The organism is Bradyrhizobium sp. (genome assembly GCF_016462955.1).
Taxonomy (GTDB): Bacteria; Pseudomonadota; Alphaproteobacteria; order Rhizobiales; family Xanthobacteraceae; genus Bradyrhizobium.
On the sequence record NZ_JAEMSD010000504.1, the window covers coordinates 1 to 4896 of the forward strand.

A 4896-nucleotide genomic window follows, 5' to 3' on the forward strand; every position below is an offset into this window, starting at 1 on the left:
TCGTAGCCGGCGTTGTTCTTCATCAGCTTGTTGAGGCTGGTGATGATGGTGCCGTCGGGCAGCACCACCTCGAGGCCGAGCACCAGCTCGCGGGTCATGCCGTAGCGGATCACGCGGTTGCCGCCGGCATTGGTCGAGAGATTGCCGCCGATGGCGCAGGAGCCGCGCGAGCCGAGGTCGAGCGGGAAGAAGAAGCCGGCCTCGTCCGCGGCCTTCTGGATCGTCTCCAGCGGCGTGCCCGCCTTCACCGTCATGGTTGCGGAAGCAGGGTCGATCTCCTCGATGCCGGTCATGCGCTCGAGCGAGATCGCGACCCAGCCGGCTTCGGGCGAAGCGCCGCGGCACAGGCCGGTCAGTCCGCCCTGCGGCACGAATGGAAGCCGCGCCTGCCGGCAGGCTGCAATCGCAGCGGCCACGCCTTGCGCATCGGTTGGCCTGATCACCGCGAGCGGGGTCTGCGGCAGGCTCGCGCTCCAGTCGTTGCAATTGCGCGCCGGCACATCGGCGCCTGTGAGCACCGCGGCGGCGCCGAGACTTTCGCGAAGTGCAACGAGCACTTGGTCAGCGCGTGCGACGGGAGCCGCGATGTCCATGCCAGACCTCCTCCGAAACCAGCTACGCCTCATGCGCGCCGCAAGGGTGAAAAGAATTTGCCTCTGCCTTGTATGTAAGGTACAAGATGGAAAGTAAAGTAAAAACAATGATTAAAGCCCAGCCTTGAGACTCCTCGGAATCAAAGGCTTGGTTGGGTGGCAGCAGAAAGGTCGATGGGATGATGGAGGCAATTCGCGGGTTCTGGGTGGCGTCGGCGACGCCGCTGGCGAGCGACGGCAGCGTGGACTCGGCAAAGCTCGCCGCTCACGCCAAGCAGTTGTTCGGCAAGGGCGTCGACGGCGTCGTGCTGTTCGGCACCACCGGCGAGGGCACCTCGTTCAATGTCAGTGAACGCGTCGCGACCATCGAAGCCTTGCTCGAGGCAGGTATCGTACCGGAGCGCATGGGCATCGGCGGCGGCTTTCCCGCCATCAGCGACAGCATCGCGCTGACGCGCGCCGTGCTTGGTTTCGGTCTGCGCCACGTCCTGCTGCTGCCGCCCTATTTCGACCGCAGCATCACGGCCGAAGGCATCGAGGATGCCTTTGCCGCGATCATCGATGGTGTCGCCGACGAACGGCTGCGCGCCTCGCTCTATCACATCCCGCAAGTGTCGGGCGTCGCGATCCCGGCGACGGTCGCCGCGAACTTGCGGAAGCGCTACGGCAAGCAGGTCGCCGGCTTGAAGGACTCCAGCGGCGACTTCAACCAGTTTCAGGCGTTCCGCGCGGCCGTGCCCGAGCTTGCCATCACGGTCGGCAATGAAGCCGACATCGCCCGTGCCATCGCCGCGGGCGGCGCCGGCACCATCTGCGGCATGGGCAACATTGCGCCTGAACTGGTCAAGGACATGCTCGACGGCAAGGATGCCGAGGCGCGCATCCAGGCTGCGGCCGATATCGTGGTCAAGACGCCATCTTTGGTCGCGACCTTGAAGGCGATCCTGGCCGCGCAGACGGGCGATGCAGGCTGGCTGCGCGTTCGTCCGCCGCTTCGTGCCTTGTCCGACGGCACCGCCGACAAGCGAAAGCTGGACCAGTTGGTCGCGCCTGCCATCGCCTGAGTTCTCAAACGCGCGCGGCACGCTTTCGCAAATTCCCGCACAGCGTGCCGTGATCGCGGCGGGATCAATCGGAGATTGGTGCGAGAACTGCTCGTCACTTAGAACGATTCAATACTAGAGCGATTCAAGCGCGGCTACGGTTCTCTTCGCTCGCAGCCACTGTTACAGGCGCACACTTCAGCGTTCTTGACTTGAAGTGGAATAGAAAGTGCGTGCCTTCGTGGGTGGCCAGCGCGGCAGCGGCCACCGTCATCGTGCCGGCAGGAGCCGTGCCGGTCTTCTCATCGGAGCGGCTGCACTGCTCGCCGAATGTCCCTCCAACATGACGTCCGCGCAAGCGCAATCGGCGTTGCCGCCGGTGACGGTCGAAGCGCCGGCGCAGCGGCCGAAGTCGGCACGGGCATCGGAGCAGTCATTACGCCGCGCGCAAATCGCTGCGCGGCAGCGCAATCGCAACACCGCGCCCGCAGCGCCGACGCTTGCGGAGCGGGCGGCCGCGGAAGCCGCCGCCCAGCAAGCCGCAAAGCTCGGTTATCGCGCGATGCCGAGCGCGACGACGCTGCGCAGCGGCGCCTCGCCGCTCGATACCTCGCAGGCCGTCAATGTCGTGCCCGAGCAGGTGTTGAAAGACCAGCTCCCGCGCAACATCGACGATGCTCTCATCAATGTCTCCGGCATCACCCAGACCAACACGCTCGCGGGCAGCCAGGACGCCGTGATCCGCCGCGGCTTCGGCGACAATCGCGACGGCTCGATCATGCGCAACGGCATGCCGCTGGTGCAGGGCCGCAGCCTCAATCCCGCCGTGGAAAGCGTCGAGGTTCTGAAGGGGCCAGCCTCGCTGCTCTACGGCATTATGGATCCCGGCGGCATCGTCAACACCATCAGCAAGCGGCCGGAACTTTATCAGCACGGCTCCGTCACGTTGCTCGGCTCCGCCTTCAGCGCCTCCAAGACCGGCGCCGACGGCCTGCTCGACATCACCGGTCCGATCGGCGATCAGGGCCTCGCCTATCGCTTCATCGGCTATGGCGTCAGCGAGGATTACTGGCGCAATTTCGGCCGTCACCGCGAGATGCTGATTGCGCCGTCGTTGGCCTGGTACGGCCAGGACACCACGGTGCAGCTCAACTACGAACATCGAGAGTTCATCTATCCGTTCGATCGTGGCACCGCCTTCAACCCGGTGACAAAGGCGCCGCTCGCGGTGCCCGCGACACGCCGGCTGGATGAGCCCTTCAATAACACTTGGGGCACGTCAGACCTGATGCAGGCCTCGATCGAGCACCGGTTCAACCAGGATTGGAAGCTCTACGCAGGCTATAGTTACAACACCGAAACCTTCAGTGCCAACCAGCTCCGTATCACCGGCATCAACTTCACGACCGGCGCCGAGACGCGTAGCAACGATGGCACGGGAAGTTCGCTCAGCAACGTCAGCTACGGAACGTCCTACATTTCCGGCAGTTTCTGGCTCGGCAACATGCGTAACGACGTGGTGTTCGGCGGCGACGGCCAATATCGCACGATCTACCGCGATGTCCTGATCCGGCAGGCAACCCCCGTCTTCAATGTCTACAATCCCGTCTACGGCCTCATTGGGCCGGGCACGACGGCGTCGAACCCCGACAGCGCCCAGACCGACAAGCTCGGCCAATGGTCGCTGTTCGTCCAGGACACGCTGCATCTGACCGAGCGTTTTGCTCTGGTCGGCGGCGCGCGTTACATGGACTATGACCAGATCGCCGGACGCGGAAAGCCGTTCATCACCAACACCAACGTGTCCCAGGACAAGGTGCTTCCGCTCGGCGGCGCCATCTTCAAGCTGACCGACCAAATCTCGCTTTACGCGAGCTATACCGAATCGCTGAAGCCGAATTCGACCATTGCGCCGATCGGCGTCGTGATCGACTCCCGGGTCGCGCCCGAGGAAGGTGTCTCATACGAGACCGGTGTAAAGTTCGATCTGAACAAGCGCATCTCCGGCACGTTGGCGTTCTACGATCTCGACAAGAGAAACGTGCAGACGACGAAGACCAACAGCGCCGGCATCGTTGAGCTCCACACCATCGGCCGCGCCCACTCGCGCGGCGTCGAGCTGGACGTCACCGGCAGGCTCACCGACAGCTGGGCCTTGATCGGAAGCTATGGCTACACGGATGCCCGCGTCACGACGTCCGAGGACCTGACGCTGCTCGGCAAGAAACTGCAAAACGTCGCCTTGAACACCGCATCGCTCTACCTGGTCTACGACTTCGGCACCGCATTGCCCGGCCAGCTCCGCCTCGGCGGTGGCGCGCGCTATGTCGGCGACCGACCCGGCGATGCCATCAATAGCTTCTTCTTGCCGTCCTATGTGGTTGCCGACATCTTCGCAACCTACGAGATGCAATACCAGAGCACGCCGGTGATCTATCAGTTCAATGTCAAGAACCTGTTCGATACCGTCTATTACCCCTCCGCCGTCAACAATCTCAACGTCGCCATCGGCGATGCGCGGCGCGTCTCGCTGTCAGCTACCGTGAAATTCTAGCCATGGCGGCGCGGCCGGGACATACCGTTAAGGCCGTCCTATTCCAGGTCCATTCCATTGCGGGCCTGGTCCTCGCGCTGGTGCTCGCCCTGATCGCGCTGACCGGCGCGATCATGAGTTTCGAGGACGAGATCGTCGATCAACTCAATGCCGGGATCATGCAGGTCCCACCACGTCAAATCCCGGCGCTGACGCCGGACGTGTTGGTCGCGCGTCTGAAGGCGGCGCAGGATTTCGGCAAGGTCTCGGCCATCACGCTGTCCAGCGATCCTGCGGCAGCGGCCCATGTCCGCTTCGCCCGGGACGACAACGGCGGAAGGCCGGCCTCGCTCTATGTCGACCCCTACGATGCGCGCGTGCTGGGTTCGCCGCGCGGCGAGGCGTTCTTCGCGACCGTGCGCAGGCTGCATCGCTGGCTGCTCATTCCCGGCGACGGCAGGGGCTGGGGACGCCCGATCACCGGATCGATCGCACTCGGCCTCATCGTCATGCTCGTCTCCGGCCTCTTGCTGCGCTGGCCGCGACGGGGCGGCAGCGTGAAGATCTGGCTGAAGCCAAATCTCGGGCTCAGCGGCCGCGGACTGCACCGGTCGTTGCATGCCGTGATCGGCACCTGGGTCCTGCCGGTCTATCTGGCGATGACGCTCACCGGGCTGTACTTCTCCTTCGAATGGTACAAGGACGGCGTGACCTGGCTGCTCGCGCG

General features: G+C 64.2%; 4 protein-coding genes. 3 read left to right on the forward strand and 1 reads right to left on the reverse strand.

Features of this window, described 5'->3' with window-relative positions:
• Window positions 1–593 (reverse strand): FAD-binding oxidoreductase (locus tag JHD07_RS32925; RefSeq protein ID WP_291629715.1); only part of this gene is annotated, 593 nt, incomplete at its 3' end.
• Between the two features lie 179 nt (window positions 594–772).
• On the opposite strand from JHD07_RS32925, the gene JHD07_RS32930 reads away from it, so the two are divergent.
• From JHD07_RS32930 to JHD07_RS32940, 3 genes are all read left to right on the forward strand, one after another.
• Window positions 773–1657, forward strand: coding sequence for a dihydrodipicolinate synthase family protein (locus JHD07_RS32930; RefSeq protein ID WP_366865617.1), 885 nt, complete (start codon window positions 773–775; stop codon window positions 1655–1657).
• A 208-nt stretch (window positions 1658–1865) separates the two neighbouring features.
• Window positions 1866–4190, forward strand: a complete 2325-nt coding sequence (locus JHD07_RS32935; protein WP_291629718.1) for a TonB-dependent siderophore receptor — start codon at window positions 1866–1868, stop codon at window positions 4188–4190.
• 2 nt (window positions 4191–4192) lie between these two features.
• On the forward strand, window positions 4193–4896 hold a 704-nt coding region (locus JHD07_RS32940), incomplete at its 3' end, for a PepSY-associated TM helix domain-containing protein (RefSeq protein ID WP_291629720.1).